Source organism: Mucilaginibacter sp. HD30, assembly GCF_054061755.1.
This window is the reverse complement of the sequence record NZ_JBSSEO010000001.1, coordinates 3840393-3858612: the sequence shown is the minus strand read 5'-3', so window position 1 is coordinate 3858612 and position 18220 is coordinate 3840393. Positions and strand designations below refer to the sequence as shown.

General features: G+C 42.7%; 21 protein-coding genes. 13 read left to right on the top strand and 8 right to left on the bottom strand.

The features are described from left to right. The 7 genes from ACVW2L_RS18285 to recF all read right to left on the bottom strand — a co-directional run bounded on the left by ACVW2L_RS18285 (position 1) and on the right by recF (position 6433). Positions 1-1020: an asparaginase gene (locus ACVW2L_RS18285; protein WP_457129390.1), complete on the bottom strand. Its 1020-nt coding sequence runs from the start codon at positions 1018-1020 to the stop codon at positions 1-3. Between the two features lie 32 nt (positions 1021-1052). Continuing rightward, positions 1053-1817 (bottom strand): TatD family hydrolase, encoded by a 765-nt coding sequence (locus tag ACVW2L_RS18280; protein WP_457129389.1) that lies wholly within the window; start codon positions 1815-1817, stop codon positions 1053-1055. 64 nt (positions 1818-1881) lie between these two features. Next, complete coding sequence (locus ACVW2L_RS18275; protein WP_457129388.1) at positions 1882-2895, bottom strand: FKBP-type peptidyl-prolyl cis-trans isomerase; 1014 nt, start codon at positions 2893-2895, stop codon at positions 1882-1884. A gap of 41 nt (positions 2896-2936) precedes the next feature. Further along, positions 2937-3863, bottom strand: a complete 927-nt coding sequence (locus ACVW2L_RS18270; protein WP_457129387.1) for an FKBP-type peptidyl-prolyl cis-trans isomerase — start codon at positions 3861-3863, stop codon at positions 2937-2939. 2 nt (positions 3864-3865) lie between these two features. Then, positions 3866-4876, bottom strand: a complete 1011-nt coding sequence (locus ACVW2L_RS18265) for a DHH family phosphoesterase (protein WP_457129386.1) — start codon at positions 4874-4876, stop codon at positions 3866-3868. A gap of 173 nt (positions 4877-5049) precedes the next feature. Next, complete coding sequence (locus tag ACVW2L_RS18260; RefSeq protein ID WP_457129385.1) at positions 5050-5340, bottom strand: DUF721 domain-containing protein; 291 nt, start codon at positions 5338-5340, stop codon at positions 5050-5052. Then, positions 5333-6433, bottom strand: coding sequence for a DNA replication/repair protein RecF (gene recF, locus ACVW2L_RS18255; protein ID WP_457129384.1), 1101 nt, complete (start codon positions 6431-6433; stop codon positions 5333-5335). The genes ACVW2L_RS18260 and recF overlap by 8 nt, the downstream gene beginning before the upstream one ends. 140 nt (positions 6434-6573) lie before the next feature. On the opposite strand from recF, the gene ACVW2L_RS18250 reads away from it, so the two are divergent. From ACVW2L_RS18250 to ytxJ, 3 genes are all read left to right on the top strand, one after another. Then, complete coding sequence (locus ACVW2L_RS18250) at positions 6574-7251, top strand: tetratricopeptide repeat protein (RefSeq protein WP_457129383.1); 678 nt, start codon at positions 6574-6576, stop codon at positions 7249-7251. Between the two features lie 82 nt (positions 7252-7333). Continuing rightward, positions 7334-7828, top strand: coding sequence for a 6,7-dimethyl-8-ribityllumazine synthase (gene ribH / locus ACVW2L_RS18245; protein WP_457129382.1), 495 nt, complete (start codon positions 7334-7336; stop codon positions 7826-7828). Positions 7829-8063: 235 nt separating this feature from the next. Further along, on the top strand, positions 8064-8396 hold the full coding sequence (gene ytxJ, locus ACVW2L_RS18240; protein WP_457129381.1) for a bacillithiol system redox-active protein YtxJ: 333 nt from the start codon (positions 8064-8066) through the stop codon (positions 8394-8396). A gap of 35 nt (positions 8397-8431) precedes the next feature. Here the strand turns inward: ytxJ and ACVW2L_RS18235 are convergent, their stop codons facing one another. Further along, positions 8432-8833, bottom strand: coding sequence for an OsmC family protein (locus tag ACVW2L_RS18235; RefSeq protein WP_457129380.1), 402 nt, complete (start codon positions 8831-8833; stop codon positions 8432-8434). Between the two features lie 167 nt (positions 8834-9000). On the opposite strand from ACVW2L_RS18235, the gene ACVW2L_RS18230 reads away from it, so the two are divergent. The 10 genes from ACVW2L_RS18230 to ACVW2L_RS18185 all read left to right on the top strand — a co-directional run bounded on the left by ACVW2L_RS18230 (position 9001) and on the right by ACVW2L_RS18185 (position 18199). After that, positions 9001-9726, top strand: coding sequence for an HAD family hydrolase (locus ACVW2L_RS18230; protein WP_457129379.1), 726 nt, complete (start codon positions 9001-9003; stop codon positions 9724-9726). Further along, positions 9701-10534, top strand: coding sequence for a phosphoribosyltransferase family protein (locus ACVW2L_RS18225; RefSeq protein ID WP_457129378.1), 834 nt, complete (start codon positions 9701-9703; stop codon positions 10532-10534). Before ACVW2L_RS18230 ends, ACVW2L_RS18225 begins: the two co-directional genes overlap by 26 nt. Positions 10535-10537: 3 nt before the next feature. Beyond that, the gene (locus ACVW2L_RS18220; protein WP_457129377.1) at positions 10538-11092 is read left to right on the top strand and encodes a TerD family protein; all 555 of its coding nucleotides are present in this window, start codon (positions 10538-10540) and stop codon (positions 11090-11092) included. Positions 11093-11104: 12 nt separating this feature from the next. After that, positions 11105-11716: a TerD family protein gene (locus ACVW2L_RS18215; RefSeq protein ID WP_457129376.1), complete on the top strand. Its 612-nt coding sequence runs from the start codon at positions 11105-11107 to the stop codon at positions 11714-11716. A 45-nt stretch (positions 11717-11761) separates the two neighbouring features. Beyond that, positions 11762-12874 carry a toxic anion resistance protein gene (locus ACVW2L_RS18210; protein WP_457129375.1) on the top strand — a complete coding sequence of 371 codons (1113 nt, stop codon included), beginning with the start codon at positions 11762-11764 and terminating at the stop codon, positions 12872-12874. Between the two features lie 9 nt (positions 12875-12883). After that, positions 12884-13840, top strand: a complete 957-nt coding sequence (locus ACVW2L_RS18205) for a hypothetical protein (RefSeq protein ID WP_457129374.1) — start codon at positions 12884-12886, stop codon at positions 13838-13840. A gap of 47 nt (positions 13841-13887) precedes the next feature. Next, positions 13888-14640, top strand: a complete 753-nt coding sequence (locus ACVW2L_RS18200; protein ID WP_457129373.1) for a TerC family protein — start codon at positions 13888-13890, stop codon at positions 14638-14640. Between the two features lie 191 nt (positions 14641-14831). Next, the gene (locus tag ACVW2L_RS18195; protein WP_457129372.1) at positions 14832-16232 is read left to right on the top strand and encodes an ATP-binding protein; all 1401 of its coding nucleotides are present in this window, start codon (positions 14832-14834) and stop codon (positions 16230-16232) included. 27 nt (positions 16233-16259) lie between these two features. Then, positions 16260-17927, top strand: a complete 1668-nt coding sequence (locus tag ACVW2L_RS18190; RefSeq protein ID WP_457129371.1) for an FAD-dependent oxidoreductase — start codon at positions 16260-16262, stop codon at positions 17925-17927. After that, positions 17927-18199 carry a UBP-type zinc finger domain-containing protein gene (locus ACVW2L_RS18185; RefSeq protein WP_457129370.1) on the top strand — a complete coding sequence of 91 codons (273 nt, stop codon included), beginning with the start codon at positions 17927-17929 and terminating at the stop codon, positions 18197-18199. Before ACVW2L_RS18190 ends, ACVW2L_RS18185 begins: the two co-directional genes overlap by 1 nt. The last annotated feature ends 21 nt before the right edge of the window (positions 18200-18220 follow it).

The window sequence follows — 18220 nt, the reverse complement described above, 5'->3', positions numbered from 1 at the left end:
CTAAGAAACCGTCAGCTCGCCGCGCAGGTCAACCTCCATCAGTTCTTTAACCTGTTTAGGGTCTTCAGATTGCCCTAGCAAGAACATCATTTTGGTCACGGCGGCTTCGTAGGTCATATCGTAACCGTTGGCTACACCGATGTCTTTTAGCTGCTTGCTGGTTTCGTAACGGCCCAGCTCAACAGTACCCACCTTGCATTGCGATATGTCCACTATTACCTTGCCGCCATCAATAGCCTGCTTAAGCAAATCGATGAACCATTGGTCGGTAGTAGTGTTACCTGCGCCAAATGTTTCCATAACAACGCCGCGTACATCAGCGCCTAAAACGGCTTCAACCACCTTTGGGCCTATGCCCGGGTAAAGCTTAAGCACGGCTACATCATTAGCCAGGTTATTATGTACAGTTAAGGCTTCGTTGTTGGGCTGGCGTATATCATTCACACTAAAGCGCAAATGCACGCCAGATTCGGCCAGTATAGGGTAGTTAGGAGACCGGAACGCCTCAAACTTTGATGAGTTATACTTAAAGGAACGGTTGCCACGGAACAGCTTGTAGTCAAAGTAGATGCACACTTCGGGCACGCGTGCACGGTCGCTTTTCTTGGCGTTGGCTATCTCAATGGCCGTCATCAGGTTTTCCTTGGCATCGGTACGTATAGCACTAATAGGCAACTGCGACCCGGTGAAGATGATAGGCTTAGCCAGATTCTCCAGCATAAAGCTCAACGCCGATGCAGTAAACGCCATCGTGTCTGACCCATGCAGGATAACGAAGCCGTCAACGTCATCATAATTGTCCTGGATCAGGCCGGCCAGCTCGCTCCAGATAGCAGGATTCATGTTAGATGAATCAATGATCTCATTAAACGAGTGCACCTTGATCTTGCAGTTCAGCTTTTCCAGCTCAGGCACATTATCCATGATCTGCTCAAAGTTGATAGGCTTAAGCACTTTGGTTACAGGATCGGCCATCATACCAATTGTTCCTCCGGTATAGATGATAAGTATCTGGCTCATTAATCAGGATAATTTAGTTTATTTAGGCAGGTTCACACACCAAATATTTTCTTTGAGTTCGCGGTAGTTATACCGGCCACGGTTTCAAGGTCCGTTTGATAAATCTCGGCAATTTTTTGGGCGATGAATATCAAATAGGAACTTTCGTTGGGTTTCCCTCTGTGCGGAACGGGCGAAAGATACGGAGAATCTGTTTCTAAAACTATATGGCTTAGATCAATTTGAGGTAAAATTTTGTCGAGCCCGCCGTTTTTATAGGTAACTACACCACCAACGCCCAGGTAAAAACCAAGATCAATTGCGCGTTGCGCTTGCTCTGCATTGCCTGTAAAGCAATGAAAAATACCGCGCAAAAGCTCATCATTCTCCTCTGCCAGCACTTCAAAAACCTCGTTAAACGCCTCGCGGCAGTGGATAACAATCGGCAGCCTAAGGCTCTTGGCCCAAGCTATTTGATCCTTAAAGGCCTTTACCTGGTCAGCCAGGTTGGTTTTATCCCAATACAGATCAATACCGATTTCGCCAATGGCATATATTTGACCAACGTCACTTTTCTTTATCGCAGCCAACTCGTCTTCCCAATCGCCTTTTACCGAGCATGGGTGCATACCCAACATAGGGAAACAGTTGTGCGGGTAGGCATGTAGCAGATCGTTTATTTTTTTTACCGACTCAATATCCACATTCGGCAAAAACAATCTGCTGATGCCGTTATCAAAGCAACGCTGCATTAGGGCTGCACACTTATCTGCATCTTGCTCATAATACAAATGGGTATGCGTGTCGGTTAATATCATGCTGCAAAAATAAAAAAGCTCCCCGTTAAAAACGGCGAGCTCCCTGTGTTTAATTAAAAAGAGTTTATGGCTTTTTGGTAACTGTTTTTTTAGTCGCTGTTGCCGGAGCTTTTTTAACCGTTGTAGTTTTTACGGCTGCTTTTTTTACAATCGTTTTTTTAGTTACAGTATGTTTAACCGGGCTAACTTTAACTAATTCAACGTCAAACCTTAGCGTGGCATATGGTGATATATCATTACCCGCGCCCCGCTCGCCGTAAGCTAACTTAGAAGGAATGATAAATGTAGCCTTTGAACCCTCGTTCAACAATTGCAGGCCTTCATCCCATCCGGGTATAACCTCACCTCTGCCCAAAGCAAATGAAATAGGCTCGTATGTGCGCCCTTCCTGTTTGGTGCCGGCTTTTATCGCTTCAGCCTCTATACTGGTGTCAAAAACCTTTCCGTCAAGTGTGCGCCCAAGATAGTTTACATACACCGTATCGCCCGGCAATGGCTTGCGTTTAACAGTGGGTTTGGTAACCACATATTTAAGTCCCGAGGCGGTTGTGTTTAATATTAATTTATTATCGGCAATGTAAGTAGCAGCTGTTCCGGCCTCTTGTACAGCTAACTTAGCAGTAACGGCCTTTTCCGCTTCAAGGGCTTTATTACGTTCGGCCATGGCTTCATCCAACGATTGTATTTTTTCAATTTTCAGAGCGATAATTAAATTGCTTCCTTTAGGAAAAAACGGGGGGCGTTTGTCCTCATTGCCGTTGAACATGCTGTCTGTAGGCACTTTTATTATGGCACTGTCCTTCAAAGCAAGCAGCGGAAATATGTCCATCAAATCACCATCTGGAGCACATCGTGCCTGAAAGGGACGGCCAACTGTATAAGTGCTGGCCAGAACAGAGTCTTTCTCCGTTTTTTGCACCATATTAAAGGTAATTATCTGGTCAAGCTTTATCTTTTCGCCTGGGTTGGATGTTACAATGCGATATATGGTTCCTTTTGGCGTACGTTTAAAATCGCCCTGTGCACTGGCGTTTGCAACAAAAGCTAATGCTGCTAATATTAAAAGATACTTTTTCATATTAAAAAGGTCTTCCTTTAACAGGAAGGCCGTGCTTAAATTTATTTTTTTGTTGGATGGACAATGTCAACCACTTCAATATCAAAAACAAGAGGAGCGTTTGCAGGTATTTCCTGGTAACCTCTTTCGCCGTAACCCAATGCTGATGGAATAACCAACGTGGCTTTAGCACCTTTATTTAACAATTGCAAGCCTTGATCCCAACCTGCTATAACCTGCTGCTGACCAACTGCAAAACGGATAGGTTTAAACGGACGCATTTCTATGTGCTGCAGTTTGGCTTTTACTGCCTCGTCTTTGATGTTAGTGTCGAATACTTTGCCTGTGAAAAGCAAACGGCCAGCATAATTAACCACAGCAGTATCGCCGGGAGCAATGTTAGCGCCAGCCCCTTGTTTAGTAATTACATAATATAAACCCGAATCGGTTTTAGTTACATTCATTTTATTATCAGCAATGTACTTTTGAATTTTGACAGGCTCTTGCTTTTTAACGGTTTCAACCTGGCCGCTAACGTATGTTGATATCGTACGTTGAAACACCTCGTCGGTAAGAGTTCCTTTAGGAATTACTTTATTTATTTTCAAATCGTACACAACATATTTACTGCTTTTAAATTTGTCCGGCCGTGGCTGGCCGCCTTTGAAAGCGCTATCGGCTACCGTCTTTATTGTAACACTATCGCCTTCGCCAACCAATTTAAATCCGTCCATCATATCGCCTTTAAATTGCGCTTTCTCTATTATCAGGTACTGAGGTTGACCACCATCGTAAGAGCTATATATCGTAGAGTCGGCATCGTTTTTTACTACCACAAAGGCCGAAACGAAATCGCCTTCTTTTATTTTTGTTGTGCTTTTTTCGCTGTGTATGTTGTAAAGTAAGCCGCCCGGTCCTTGTTTAAATCCGCCATTACAGCTTGCAAGGCCTATAGCCGCGAGCCCTAAAAACATTAAGTTTTTTCTCATTTTTATTGAATTAGTAGTTTTTTATATTTTGGTAAAATTAATTTGAATTGTTCAACAACCTGCTCAATACCGTTGGCTGATTGCCCTCCGGCAGCATTGCGGTGCCCCCCACCATTAAAATAAAGCTTACAGATCTCGTTAGCCGGAAAATCGCCTTTTGAGCGAAGTGATAACTTTACCTGGTCGCCTCGTTCAACAATGAACGCTGCCAGCCTTATACTTGTTATAGAAAGAGCGTAATTTACTATTCCTTCTGTATCGCCTGTTTGCACATCATAGGCGGCAATATCCTGTTTTCTCAGCACTATTATGGCCGTATTAAACTCAGGCAGCACCTCCAAACAATTGCTTAAGCAGTGCCCAAGCAGGCGTATGCGGTTTTCTGACGCGCTATTGTATACCAGCTCATGTATACGCCAATTTACCGCACCCTTATCAATAAGCTCAGCAACAACCCGATGAACGTCTGCTGTTGTATTTGGCAACCTGAACGATGCTGAATCCGTCATTATGCCGGTATATAAACTGGTTGCTACGTCTTTATTTATGTATTCCTTATGTTGCAAAACATTGGCAATAAAATCATAAACCAGTTGCGCTGTTGCACAGGCACTAATACTCCAGTGCCGATAGTCATCAAAATCAGCAGGGTCAAGGTGATGGTCTATCATTATCTTATAGGCACTGCTGGCGCGTACAAGCTCTCCCATTTCGTTTATTCTGTCAAGACTGTTAAAGTCAAGGCAAAATATAAGGGCGGCATTTTCTATAAGGATTGCTGATTCTTCCGGCCGATCTGTATAAACTATAACATCTTCGTTTCCGGGCATCCATGTTAAGAAATCGGGGTAGTCGCTTGGGGTGATAACCTGTGCGTGATGGCCCAACTGTATCAAATAGTTATATAAACCAAGCGACGACCCAAGGGCATCGCCATCGGGTTTATGATGCGTAGTAATAACTATTTTTTGAGGCTGACCCAACAGATCAATCAGCGAGCCCGTATCTAACATACTCTTTTTAAAAAGATGCAAATCTATGTAAATTAATATGAAAGCATAATTATTTAATTTAAAAAGCGGGGATGTAGGTGCGGTCTTTTTGCTGATTGGTGTTTTATTTTCCGAACACCTTCCGCCCTTGGTTGGTCAGGCCTTTTTAGAAAAAGGTCTTCCGATAAAGACAATTATAGGAAGATAATATCATTTATAAGTTCGTCGCCGGCCTCTGTGTTTATTTTTTCGATGATTTGCGCCCGCATCAATAGTAATTCATTTTTTATTACCGACGATTCTATACGCAGAAAGAGTTTCCTTTCATGTATATAAAGTTCTTTTGTGCGGTTGGCAACAGATTTGCCTACAAGATCCGGCCAATGCGCTGCCACCGCTGTTTCGTCAAAACGGCGCTTTATTTTGTAAACCTTAAGCATTTGCTCCAGGGCCTCTTTTAAATACTTGTCGTTTGTTTTACGCATCTACCTCGCCTTGTGTTATTTTAAACAATTTAACCGGCACCTGCATATTCTCAAATATTTGCTTAACACGGTTGTAGCCCGTGTCTGTAATAAATACTTGTCCAAAATTATGGTCAGACACCATTTGCATTAATTTTTCAACGCGCTTATCATCTAACTTATCAAAAACATCATCAAGCAACAGCAAAGGTTTAAATCCTTTTGCTTGCTGAAGCAATGTGTACTGCGCCAATTTCAATGCAATTAAAAATGACTTTTGCTGCCCCTGCGATCCGAATTTTTTGATAGGCATGCCATGTATGTAGAAGATCAGGTCGTCTTTATGAACACCACAAGTAGTACGCTCAAGCACCTTGTCTTTCTCAGTGTTCTTTTTTAACAACGTTTCGAGGTCCGTCTGTAACAACTGCGATTCATAAACCAATTCTACATTTTCGGCCTCTCCGGTTAAAAACCTGTAATGTTTGTTGAACACGGGCGTAAAGGCCTCCATAAACCCTTTTCTTTTTTCAAATATCTTTTTACCTGATGCGGTAAGCTGTTCATCAAAAATTTCGAGCAGGCTTTGATCATATCGCCCTGTATCAGCCGCTGATTTTAGCAATGCGTTGCGGTTTATCAACACCTTATTATATGCTATTAATTCGTCGAGGTAGTTGTTATCGGTTTGCGATATAACGTTATCAATAAATTTGCGCCTCTCTTCACTACCTTCAACAATAATACTCACATCATTAGGCGACACCATAACAAGCGGCAGCAAGCCAATATGGTCGGCCAGGCGGGGATAATCTTTTTTATTTCGCTTAAACTGTTTTTTCTGATTACGCTTTACAGAACAGGCAATAGCTTCGGTTTGACCATTACGGTTAAATGTCCCCGTTATAATGAAAAAGTCGGCATCCTGTTTTATCTGCTGGCTATCAATAGGGTTGAAATAGCTTTTACACAATGCCAGGTAATGTATTGCGTCAAGCAAATTGGTTTTTCCGGCCCCATTATCGCCCAAAAATGCATTTACGCCTTCGCTCAATAACAATCCGGCTTCGGTGTAATTTTTAAAATTGATGACGGACAGTTGCTGTAAATGCATAAAGAAAGTTCAAATTTAATAATTACAGACTGGCTTTAGTGCTTTCTGACACTTAAAAGCACGCTTCATGCTTAAAATAAAATGCTATTGCTAAACCTTTTTAAAAAGTGTAGTTTTGCAAACTTTAATTTAGAATAACAATGTCAAAAACCCAACAGAGTACCCAACAACCATTGAATGACAGCGGTTTGGGGCAGGTAAGTAAATTTACAAGGGAAAACCAAAAAAGTTTAACATTTATAGTAGCAGCAGTTGTTATAATGATAGCTGTATATGTGCTTTATCAAAAATTATATTTAGCCCCCCGCGAAGTTACTGCAGCAACACAAATGCGCGTGGCACAAGAGTCTTGGCAAAAGAAGGATTGGGATAAAGCCATTAATGGCGATGCGGGTTACCCCGGATTTGAAAAAATAATAAGCGAATACAGCAATACTAAGGCTGCTAATCTGGCCAACTTTTATTTAGGAGTGGCTTACCTTAACAAGGGTGAATACCACAAGGCGATTGATTATTTAAGCGATTACAGAGGCGATGATAGCATGATAGCGGCAGAGGCTTTAGGCAGTACCGGTGACGCATATGTTGAATTAAAGGATTATGACAACGCGGCATCTTACTTTAAAAAAGCTGTAGATAAAGCCGAAAACGACTTTTTGTCGCCATTATATTTGAAAAAACTGGGGCTTGTTTACGAAGCAGCTAATAAGAAAGACGATGCAGCCGACGCTTACAAAAGCATAAAAACGAATTATCCAACCAGTACCGAAGCGCAAACCATTGATGCTTATATAGCGCGCGTACAGGCAAAGTTGTAATTGATTTCAGATTTCGGATGTTCAATTTCGAATTTATCTAATTCGTCAATCCGAAATCCGAAATCCGAAATTTAAAATCAAAATGGCCACCCAGCTAAAGAATTTATCAGATTTTTCAGGAACAACCATACCATCTGCAGCGCCTTTTAGCTTTGCTATAATTGCTGCGGAGTGGAATGCCGAGGTTACACTGGCGCTTTACAACGGAGCGTATCAGGCATTGGTTGATAATGGCGCATTGCCAGAAAATATACAATCGCACTGGGTGCCGGGGAGTTTTGAATTAACAGCAGCTGCTGATATGGTTTTGAAGGCAACCAAAGCAGATGCCGTTATATGTTTAGGTTGTGTAATACAGGGTGAAACGCGACATTTTGATTTTATTTGTAATGCTGTAGCTAATGGATTAAGTAATGTTGCCATTAAATACACAAAACCTGTTATATTTGGTGTACTTACCCCGGACAATCAGCAACAAGCTATTGACCGTGCAGGTGGGAAACATGGCAACAAAGGGGTAGAAGCCGCTGTAACTGCATTAAAAATGGCAGAACTTGGTAAAACTTTGGACACTTAATTTGCGTATAATAACACAAAGATCAACAATGAAAAAAATTGCCTACATACTACTGCTCGTTTTAAGTTTAGGCACGTTAGCGTCCTGCTCCAACAAGCTTTGTCCGGCTTACAGCTCATATCCACGGGGCGGTCGCAGATAAAATAACATATCTTTTCTTTTTATGGTGCAAAGGGCCAATGTTTGACTTTGCAATTACCGAGAACAAATTGTCCGTTTTTATATTTGTAATATTATGAATTGGACACAACTGGAATCGCCCGAACAGCTAAATCAAATAAAACAACAGCAGGGTTACGCGCTTATTTTTAAACATAGCACCCGCTGTTCCATCAGTATGATGGCAAAAAGACGCTTTGAGTTAGATTGGGATAATCTTCCCGCCGATATGCCTCTTTATTTTCTTGATCTTATCCGCTACCGCGATATCTCTAACCAGGTAGCCCAATTATTTCAGGTACATCACGAATCTCCTCAACTATTGCTGATTAAAGACGGCGAATGCATCTTGGATCAGTCGCATGGCTCCATATCCGTTGAGGAAGCAATTGGCGAAATGGGTAATTAATATCCGTAACGGTATTCCGCTTTGAAAACCATTGGCTACCAACCAAAGTCGATAGTTTTTTTAACATCAGGGTGAAGGCTGATAGCAACCGGGCAGGTTGTTGCGGCTAACTCTAAAATTTTAATTTCTTTTTCTGAGTATGTTTTCGGGAACTTTAGTGTTACAATAACCTCAGCAACACGGCGGGGGTTAGGGGCCATTATTTTGGTTACTTCTGCAGTTGTATTATCTACATCAAATCCATGCGTATCGGCAGCTATTGCCATTGTAGTAAGTATACATCCGGCCAGTGATTCTGCTAAAAGGTCGGTCGGCGAAAAAGCCTCGCCTTTGCCCTTGTTATCTACAGGCGCATCTGTTAAAATTGTAGTGCCCGATTGTAAATGTGTAGCCTCGGTTCTTAAGCCGCCCAGGTAGGTAGTTTTAATAGTTGCCATATTTAGAGAGATATAAACTCCAAATTTACACATCCCGATGGTTTTGGAACCCATCGCCATAAAAAAATCTTTCCTTACGGTTTCCTACAATTGTTAGCATATCGCCTTAAAAATTTTTGCCTGATGCTTAAATTATTTATACATTACAAAAAACTTTAGCGCATTATATGCTCTTAACGCAAAATTATCAGCATTTTTCTTTTGATCTGTGGCTCACCCTTATACGCTCAAATCCGGCGTTTAAAGAGGAAAGAGCGGCGTTTTTCCATCAGCATTTTAATTACTGCAACCTATCGCTTGACGGCGTTAAGCACACGTTCAGGCAGGTAGATATTATGTGTAACCTGATCAACGAGAAGACAGGTAAGAATATTGATGCTGATGAGATGTACCTGATGGTGCTCAGCATGATGAATAATGGCGATGGGAGAATATGGAAGATCGACATAGAAAAGTTATACGCCGACATGGAAGAGCTGCTTTTTGAGCACTTGCCCATTGCCTATTGCGACCGTACAATTGCAGTGCTATCACAACTTAAAAAAACCACAACTGCCACAATAGGCATTCTCAGCAACACCGGTTTTATAAAAGGTGTAACATTACGCAAGGTTTTAAATCAAATTGGTATAGATGAGTTTATTGATTTCCAGCTTTACTCGGACGAAGCGGGAATGTCAAAGCCGAATCCGCAATTTTTTAAAATGATGCTTGACCAACTGAGCACACATCATACCGAAATAGATCTGACCCGTGTAATACACATAGGCGATAACCCTGTTGCGGATGTAGCGGGTGCCAATGCGGTAGGTTTGCAAAGCTATCTTATCAATTCAAATAACATTTACCTTCCTGATATAATCAATAATGCACACCACGTACTCGCTCCATAAAATAAGCACTACTGCCGATTTTGGTTTTGGCGCAGCAGAATACAGCCGGTTTAAATTTGGTGATGGCGAAGTAGCCCGGCACTTTGGCGCGGCACTTGCTGCCGGGTTTATAAAGCAGCATTTAAGCGCGCTAACTAAGGGTGAGCAAATGGTGGTTATTTCAAGTCCGTACTCATTTATCCCAACGGCAACGTTTACGCTTAAAAATCACTTTGTATCTATACTGAATCGTTGGCTTGCTCGCCACAATATGCCTGTTGTACAAGAGAGCAAGGTGCACAGAACCATTACGTATAAAGAAGATTATGGCGAGCTGGATGCAGAGCAGCGCCTGCTACTTATAGGTAACGATTCCTTTCACATTGATAAAATGTTTTTAAAGGGGAAAACGTTAGTGTTTTTGGATGATATAAGAATTACCGGCGGGCACGAGCGCATGATCAGGAAAATGATCGATGAATACGAACTGGACAATCCGGTTTATATGCTTTACTTTGCCGAGCTTATAAACCACAATATACATCCAAGCGTTGAAAATTATTTGAATTATTTTAGCGTTCAAACTATTTTTGATCTGGATGACATAATAAACGGCGGTAACTTCTGTATCAACACCAGGATAGTTAAATACATATTAAATTACGACCACGAAAGCTTTTGCGTGTTTTTGCAAAACAAAAACGAAGCTTTTATAAACGAATTATACGACATGGCGTTGGGCAACAGTTACCATAATATGGAAAGCTACCAACTCAATTTAAATTATATTAAAAACCAATTAGTAACGAGTAATAAAAAGTTAGCATAAATTATGGCTATAAATTTGCAAAAAGGGCAGCGCGAATCCATTTCGGCCCCGAAGTTTACCATCGGATTAGGATGGGACACCAACAGTTCATCAACAGGAACAGCATTTGATCTTGACGCGTCCGTATTTGTTATGGGCGATAATAAAAAGCTTTTGAGTGATGAGCATCTTATTTTCTATAATAACTTAAAATCGCCAGACGGAGCAGTAGAGCATACCGGCGATAATTTAACCGGCGATGGCGAAGGTGATGATGAACAGATCAAGATAGACCTGTCGCTTATATCGCCGCAGGCGTCAGAGATCTGCATTGTAGTTACCATCCACGAAGCAGCTAACCGCAGACAGAATTTTGGCCAGATACGCAATTCGTTTATCCGTATATTTGATACCGCTAGCAATACAGAACTGCTTAAATACGAGCTGGAAGAAGATTTTTCTATTGAAACAGCGGTTGAGTTTGGCAGGATATACAAACGCAACAACGAGTGGAAGTTTGAAGCGGTTGGCGCCGGCATGAAAGGCGGCCTGCAGGATTATTTAAATAAATACAATTAAACCCAAGCAACAATGGCAATTAATTTAGAAAAAGGACAGCGTATAAGCCTTGAAAAAAGCAATGGCAGTAAGCTGCAAAATATATGTGTAGGCATTAACTGGGGCGCGATAGAGAAAAAAGGGATGTTTGGTTTCGGTGGCAAAAAAGAGGCGGTTGACCTTGATGCCAGCTGCGCTTTATTTAATGAAGGAAAAGGACTGCAAGAGGTAGTATATTTTGGTAACTTAAAATCAAAGAATGGGTCAGTAAAACATAGCGGCGATGACCTTACAGGTGATCTGGGCGGCGACGACGGTTTAGACAATGAAGTTATAACTGTTGACCTGGGCGCATTAGAGCCTACTACAACTTATGTAGCGTTTGTGCTAAACAGCTTCCGTGGACAAGATTTTGGCAGCATACCGTTTGCATCGCTACGCGTTTATGAAGGCACCCCAAAGCGGGTTAACGAAGTATTTGCTACCTATAACATTACTGGTGCCAACTTTGCGGGCCACGTATCAATGGTGTTGGGGGTTTTTTACAAACGCAATGGCGAATGGAAGTTTAATGCCATTGGCGAGCCAACAAAGGACAAAAAATTACAGGAAACTGTACAAACGGTTACACAACAATATTTATAGAGAATGAGCCCGGCACTTTAGCGCCGGGCCACAAAACATACAAGGATGGAACCTACACCAAATAGTACCGAACCGGTTGTTGCGCCAATAACGGCCGTAAAACTGATTGACAAAGAGGGCAATGTTGACCTTACACAGGCCACTCCCGAAGATATCAGCAAATATTCCGCTTTAAGCAAGGACCTAAGCCCCGCCGATTCCAACTCCATATTAAATTATGGCGTTGAGGTGCAAAATTCTATGGAGCGGTACAGTAACCAGTTTTTATCATCGGTGCGTACCTACAACTCGGGCGAGGTTGGCGGTTTGATCAATGAGTTATTAGTTGAATTAAACTACATTGATGTTGACGAGCTGGAACAAAACTCATTTAAAACGTTTCTTTCAAAGATTCCTTTTATAAAGAGCCTGGTTACAGATGTCAAAAAAATGTTCCAGAAGTACGATCTTGTAGTTAACAATGTAGACAAGATCACCAACAAGGTAAAAGCGGGCCGGTTAAATGCTATAAAGGACAATAGCTCGCTGCAAACCATGTTTGACAGCAATGTGCAGTACATTCACCAGATGGAGGAGCTGATCATATCCGGCCAGATAAAATATAAAGAGCTGATGGAAAAGCTGGCCGAAATGGAAGCCAATCCAACCGCTTATCAGGATTACGAAATTGCAGACTTGCGCGAATTTTGCAGCCGTTTAGACAAGCGCCTGGCTGATATGAAGATTGTTAGGTTTATCATGTTGCAATCATTGGCGCAAATACGCGTTGTGCAGAATAATAACACTTCCATTGCAGAAAAAGCGCAGTCAATTGTATCAACAACCATTCCGGTATGGAAAAATCAGCTTACTATTGCAGTAGCATTGCAACGGCAAAAAGCCAATGTTGAAATGCAGCGAAAAATATCTGATACGACTAACACCATCCTGCAAAAAAATGCTGACCTGTTAAAACAGAACAGTATTGACGTTGCTAAGGAGAATGAAAAAACAGTGGTGTCAATAGATACGTTAAAGCGTACCACTCAATCATTAATTGAAACATTGAACGAGGTTAAGCAAATACACGACCAAGGCACGCAGAACCGCAAGTTGTTAAACACAGAATTACAAACGCTGGAAACCGAATTAAGAAAGAACGTAACCAACGTAAGCTGATGACGGAGAATGGATGACAATCCTATAATACGCGAGTCGACCCGATTATTAAATAAACTACACCTTTTATCCGCCTTTTTTGAGGATGAGATAGTTTATAAAATATACTTGCGTACACAGGTTATCCATAGGCTCTATGAAAGCAACCCCGAACTGGATATTAATAAACTGGAATTGTTCCATGTACAGTTTACCTCTGCCGTTATTGACCTTCTTAAAAAAATAAAAAAGATCAATGAGCGCAGCACTTCTTTATTATTCGAAGAGATACAGCTTAACAAAGATCTTATCCAAAGCGTAAAGGATAGCGATTTTAATTATGCCGACTTTAACAACGATAAGCAGCGGCAGGCCCTACGTATAAATACATCCCTGCGTAAACTGTATGAGTTGCTATCTTCTGACGGGCAGGAATATCCTTTTGCTAAAAGCATTAACGCATTTAGCGCCCGATACGCGCAGGATTACTTTTTTGATATAAGTACTGAAACGCTGGGCGAGCTTACCACCTACCAGCCTAACGAGGTTTATATAAATGCCAGCGCGGTTATTGAGCGTAAATTAATGGGCAAAGCTTGCAAGCACGATTTCCGCACGGAGTTTTACTGCGGATTGAAAACCGGCAACCTTGCGTTGGAGGTTTATAAGTTTATGGATGAGGATACCTACTACCTGTTTTATCCTTCGCGCAATTTGTTTTTACTTTGCGACGCCGCTATTTTAAGCAGCATTGATCAGGCTACCGAAGTAACCCGTAACGAGCGTATAATCCAGGAGTTGTTGGATAAAAACGACCAGTTGCAAAGCAGCGCGGCTTTGGCCCGTATTTATATCCCGCACGAAGTAAGCACCTTGCTTGCAGAGAATTACAAGAAAATTACCGATATTAACTTCCTGCAAAACATAGCGGGATTTGATGCGCAGGCAAATATTTTAAAAACTATGCTGAATACCGATATCATTTAGCATCTTGTAACAGATATTTGCATTGTTGGTCTAACATAAAACATAACATGGACATTTTACATTCGCTTTTGGGCGAAGACATAAAAGCAGGACTGCTAATTATATTAAACCTGATACTTATTGAAAGCCTTTTATCGGTTGATAACGCGGCAGTACTGGCAACAATGGTGCTTGATCTACCTAAAGAACAACGCAACAAGGCCTTACGCTACGGCATTATTGGCGCTTACGTTTTCAGAGGGATCTGTTTACTGCTGGCATCATGGTTGGTTAAAGTATGGTGGTTAAAGCCATTGGGCGGGTTGTACCTAATTTATCTGGCGTTTAGTTATTTCAAAAACAAATCTGCCGAAAAGGGAGAAGATGAATCTGTAAACAAAGACGAAAGCTGGTTATACAAATCAACCGTTGGCATGATAGGGCCCTTTTGGGCAACCGTTGCATTGGTTGAACTGATGGACCTTGCTTTTTCTATCGATAACGTGTTTGCAGCAGTGGCCTTTACTGATCATGTGTTTCTGATCTATACCGGTGTATTCATTGGTATACTGGCTATGCGTTTTGTTGCTCAGGCTTTTGTTAAACTGATGGAGAAATTCACCTTCCTTGAAGCCATCGCCTTTATAGTGATCGGAGTTTTGGGCATTAAACTAACCTCATCATTATTTACCCATTTTTATCCAGAGAGCCCGGTTTCGCATGCCATTGAGGGTGAACAGACAGATATGTACGTATCTATCTTCACTGTCGCTATTTTTGTTCTGCCTGTATTATCGTCGCTGCTTTTTAAACTATCCTAAAAAGAATATTACAAAGCCGGAAGTTGCCGAGGCTGCGGAGGATGTGCTGGATAAGAGCTAAGGATTGGCTTTACTTAAGGTATTATATTCTAAGCAAGAGCGACGAATGACATATACAGGTGGCTAAACGTCTACCTTATCATCACTTTCTCAACTTTTCCCCCTAAATTTATACCATAACATTTTTACTTATGGATAAAGTTACCGCACAATGGCTGCAAAGCATTGATGCCCTTAAAGATGTTCCGTTAGAACAACTACAATGGTTTCTGGATCATAGCGAGCAAATCACATTGCAAGAGGGGGATCGCGTTTTTGTGCCGAACCATCCCATAAAAGGCACTTACATTGTTGTGGACGGAAGCTTCCGCTTGTGTATGCCGCAAGGTAAGGAAATGCGCGAGGTTGCTGTTTTTGAATCGCAGGACATTACGGGTCACCTGCCGTTTTCGCGCGGTAAAATTACTATTGGTAATGCCGAAGTTGTAGAAGCTTTAACCGTTGTGTTTTTTCCAATAGAACATGAGCAAGCCATGATCCGCAGTCAGTTTGAACTAACGCAGGCGCTTGTACATGTAATGGCCAACCGCATCCGCGATTTTACGGCACTGCAGCAGCAAAACGAGAAGATGATGGCGTTGGGCAAACTCTCCGCTGGCTTGGCACATGAGCTGAATAACCCGGCATCCGCAGTAGTGCGGGGCTCCGCTTCGCTTTTAAAACATTTAAAATTAGTACCCGATGCTTTTAAGCGTGTAATGTCACTCAAACTAAGCGTTGATGATGTAACCTACGTGAGCGATAAACTCTTCTCTGTTGTTTGTAAGGATGAAAAGCCAACACTAAGCATGATGGAGCGATCTGAAAGGGAAGATGATGCGTTGGACTGGCTCGATGATCATACAGTAGAGAATAGTCAGGAAATAGCAGAAAACCTCGTTGATTTCGGTTTTTCTGTTGCCGATCTTGATGATTTTAAAAAGCATATTCCAGAAGAAGCCCTCTCGTCTGTTTTTGGATGGATCAACAATAACCTGGTCACCGAGAAAATGGTGATAGATATTGAGGAGGCATCGCGAAGGATAGCGGAACTTGTGGGCGCTGTAAAGACTTTTACCCATATGGATCAGGGCCACGGCAAGCAATACGCGGATATCCATAGTGGCATCCGTAATACGCTAACCATGCTTCAGCATAAAATAAGGCAAAACGGCGTAAAGGTGGAGGAGCTTTTTGACATCACCCTGCCGCAGGTAAACGCCATGATCGGCGAACTGAACCAGGTTTGGACCAACCTCATAGACAACGCGCTTGATGCAATGGAAACCGGTGGGAAAGGTGTGCTGCAAATCAAAACCGGTCGTGCTAAAGACTGTGTGCAGGTTTGTATTATTGATAATGGGCCCGGCATCCCCGAAGACATTAAAAGCCGCATCTTCGATCCGTTTTTTACCACCAAGGAGGCCGGCAAGGGTACAGGATTGGGCCTTGATGTAGTTACAAGCATAGTGAAGCAGCATAACGGAAAAATCAAGGTAGAATCTGAACCGGGCCGCACTGCTTTTATTGTAGAATTTCCGTTTAATGGTTAATCAGCCTATTTGTATCTTTATACCACAATGAGTTTACCTATTATATTTTGTATTGACGACGATGCCCAAGTTTTAAGGGCTATTACCCGCGACCTGAAAAGCCGCTACCGCGAGGGTTATAGAATTTTAAGCACCACCAATATAAAGGAGGCATTAGATAGCCTGCTTGATCTGAATAACAAAGGCGAGAGCATTGCCCTTTTTATATCAGACCAGCGCATGCCCGAAATGCCGGGGGTTGATTTTCTGGCTAAGGCCCTTAAGTTCTTTCCGGAAGCTAAGCGTGTTTTATTAACGGCATATGCAGATAAGGATGCAGCTATTCAGGCCATCAACGCAGTTAAACTGGATTATTACCTGATAAAGCCCTGGGATCCGCCGGAGGAAAAACTGTTCCCGGTTATTGACGATCTGCTGGATAATTGGCAATGCGATTATCACCCCGTGTTTAAAGGCATTAAGGTGATAGGTTATCAATATTCGCAAAAATCGCATGAGATAAAGGATTTTTTGGCGGGCAACCTGGTGCCTTACCAATGGATGGATATACAAACCGAGAAAGAAGCTGAAAAGTTATTGCAGCACAATAACCTTTCAACAAATGATCTCCCGGTTGTTTTTTTAGAGGACGGCAAGTTTTTGGTTAATCCGGGTATTGTAGAGATTGCAGACAGGATAGGCCTTAACCCGCAGATAAAGCGGCAGGATATTTACGATGTGGTTATTATAGGCGCCGGTCCGGCTGGTTTGGCGGCAGGCGTATACGGCGCATCCGAGGGCTTAAAAACGCTGCTGATAGAGCGTCGTGCACCGGGCGGACAGGCAGGCACAAGTTCGCGCATTGAAAATTACCTCGGCTTCCCTACCGGACTAAGCGGTGCGGAGTTAACGCGCCGCGCCATGACGCAAGCGGCACGTCTGGGCACCGAGTTTCTTTCGCCGCAGACGGTTAGCTCTATACAACACAAGGACGGTTACAAGCGCATTCAACTGGAAGATGCCGAAGACATAGTTACCCGTAGCGTGGTAATTACTACAGGCGTAGACTACCGCAAGCTGGAAACGCCCGGCATGAGTGAGTTTACCGGCGCAGGTATTTATTACGGCGCCGCAATGACGGAGGCTACCGCCTGCAAAGACAAAGAGGTGTATGTTGTTGGTGGCGGCAATTCTGCCGGACAGGCAGCCATGTACCTGTCCAAGTTTGCTAAGAACGTTTACATCCTTATCCGTAAAGATAGTTTGAGTTATACCATGTCGGCTTATTTGATAGACCAGATAGCAGGGGAATCAAATATCCACGTAATGCCCAAAACCGAAATCACCCAGGCCTATGGCTCTGAAAGGTTGGAGCATCTGGATATCCGCGACCTGACAACGGGCGAGGTCGCAAAAAAAAGCGCCGATGCCCTTTACATTTTTATTGGCGCCAAACCGTTTACAGACTGGCTCGGTATTGATATTATTAAAGACGACAAAGGTTTTATTGAAACAGGCCGCGATCTTAAACTGAATACAGAGTTTGATAAAATCTGGAAGCAAAAGCGCGACCCATACCTGTTGGAAACCAGCTGCCCAGGTGTGTTTGCCGCGGGCGATGTTCGTGCCGGAGCCATGAATAGGGTGGCATCTGCTGTGGGCGAGGGCTCAATGGCGATTAGTTTTGTACATAAATACTTAGCGGAGGTAAAATAATGGAACAACCCGAAACATGCGCACATATAACGAGCCTTACCGAACTTAAGGTAGCTGATGAGTTGGTTTGCGAGATCTGCATAAAGAACCATGGCCGGTGGGTGCACCTACGCACCTGCCAAACCTGTGGCGTAACTCTTTGTTGCGACGACTCGCCCATGAAACACATGACGGCCCATTACCACGAAACTGGCCACCCGGTTATCTCCTCTGCCCAACCCGGCGAACGCTGGTTATGGTGCTATCCGGATGAAGTGTTTGCAGAGTATTAATCATCGAATGATAAGGCATAA

Bases quoted from the DNA above. Each gene is read 5' to 3' on its own strand.
- ACVW2L_RS18235 (WP_457129380.1), bottom strand. From the start codon at position 8,833: ATGGCAACTATTAAAACTACCTACCTGGGCGGCTTAAGAACCGAGGCT.
- ACVW2L_RS18200 (WP_457129373.1), top strand. From the start codon at position 13,888: ATGGACATTTTACATTCGCTTTTGGGCGAAGACATAAAAGCAGGACTG.
- ACVW2L_RS18210 (WP_457129375.1), top strand. From the start codon at position 11,762: ATGGAACCTACACCAAATAGTACCGAACCGGTTGTTGCGCCAATAACG.
- ytxJ (WP_457129381.1), top strand. From the start codon at position 8,064: ATGAATTGGACACAACTGGAATCGCCCGAACAGCTAAATCAAATAAAA.
- ACVW2L_RS18275 (WP_457129388.1), bottom strand. From the start codon at position 2,895: ATGAAAAAGTATCTTTTAATATTAGCAGCATTAGCTTTTGTTGCAAAC.
- ACVW2L_RS18270 (WP_457129387.1), bottom strand. From the start codon at position 3,863: ATGAGAAAAAACTTAATGTTTTTAGGGCTCGCGGCTATAGGCCTTGCA.
- ACVW2L_RS18205 (WP_457129374.1), top strand. From the start codon at position 12,884: ATGGATGACAATCCTATAATACGCGAGTCGACCCGATTATTAAATAAA.
- ACVW2L_RS18260 (WP_457129385.1), bottom strand. From the start codon at position 5,340: ATGCGTAAAACAAACGACAAGTATTTAAAAGAGGCCCTGGAGCAAATG.
- ACVW2L_RS18250 (WP_457129383.1), top strand. From the start codon at position 6,574: ATGTCAAAAACCCAACAGAGTACCCAACAACCATTGAATGACAGCGGT.
- ACVW2L_RS18285 (WP_457129390.1), bottom strand. From the start codon at position 1,020: ATGAGCCAGATACTTATCATCTATACCGGAGGAACAATTGGTATGATG.
- recF (WP_457129384.1), bottom strand. From the start codon at position 6,433: ATGCATTTACAGCAACTGTCCGTCATCAATTTTAAAAATTACACCGAA.
- ribH (WP_457129382.1), top strand. From the start codon at position 7,334: ATGGCCACCCAGCTAAAGAATTTATCAGATTTTTCAGGAACAACCATA.
- ACVW2L_RS18265 (WP_457129386.1), bottom strand. From the start codon at position 4,876: ATGTTAGATACGGGCTCGCTGATTGATCTGTTGGGTCAGCCTCAAAAA.
- ACVW2L_RS18280 (WP_457129389.1), bottom strand. From the start codon at position 1,817: ATGATATTAACCGACACGCATACCCATTTGTATTATGAGCAAGATGCA.
- ACVW2L_RS18185 (WP_457129370.1), top strand. From the start codon at position 17,927: ATGGAACAACCCGAAACATGCGCACATATAACGAGCCTTACCGAACTT.
- ACVW2L_RS18220 (WP_457129377.1), top strand. From the start codon at position 10,538: ATGGCTATAAATTTGCAAAAAGGGCAGCGCGAATCCATTTCGGCCCCG.
- ACVW2L_RS18195 (WP_457129372.1), top strand. From the start codon at position 14,832: ATGGATAAAGTTACCGCACAATGGCTGCAAAGCATTGATGCCCTTAAA.
- ACVW2L_RS18215 (WP_457129376.1), top strand. From the start codon at position 11,105: ATGGCAATTAATTTAGAAAAAGGACAGCGTATAAGCCTTGAAAAAAGC.
- ACVW2L_RS18225 (WP_457129378.1), top strand. From the start codon at position 9,701: ATGCACACCACGTACTCGCTCCATAAAATAAGCACTACTGCCGATTTT.
- ACVW2L_RS18230 (WP_457129379.1), top strand. From the start codon at position 9,001: ATGCTCTTAACGCAAAATTATCAGCATTTTTCTTTTGATCTGTGGCTC.
- ACVW2L_RS18190 (WP_457129371.1), top strand. From the start codon at position 16,260: ATGAGTTTACCTATTATATTTTGTATTGACGACGATGCCCAAGTTTTA.